Here is a 281-nt window from a genome sequence, read left to right as displayed (position 1 = left end):
AAAAAAAAGCCGCTCCGGTGTTCCGGAACGGCTTTCTTCTAAAAAGTCGGCGGCGACCTACTCTCCCGCTTTTACGCAGTACCATCGGCGCTAACAGGCTTAACTTCTCTGTTCGGAATGGGAAGAGGTGGAACCCTGTTGCTTTAACCACCTTAAGGGGGCCTCCCCTAACCCCTCCCACGGAGGGGGAATGGAGGTGATGTGTTGACATATTGGAAGCCTCCCCTTACCCCTCCCAAAGGAGGGGAATTGGAGGTGTGACTCTTTTGCAATTTGCAATT

General features: G+C 52.7%; 1 rRNA gene. It reads right to left on the bottom strand.

Going from position 1 to position 281, the window contains the following annotated elements:
• Positions 1-44: 44 nt before the first annotated feature.
• Positions 45-155 (bottom strand): 5S ribosomal RNA (gene rrf, locus ATH1_RS0117445).
• Positions 156-281: the final 126 nt, after the last annotated feature.

It is taken from the genome of Anaerophaga thermohalophila DSM 12881, assembly GCF_000191885.1.
Taxonomy (GTDB): Bacteria; Bacteroidota; Bacteroidia; order Bacteroidales; family Marinilabiliaceae; genus Anaerophaga; species Anaerophaga thermohalophila.
Note: the sequence above shows the minus strand (reverse complement) of the source record. Positions and strands in the feature narration are given on the sequence as shown.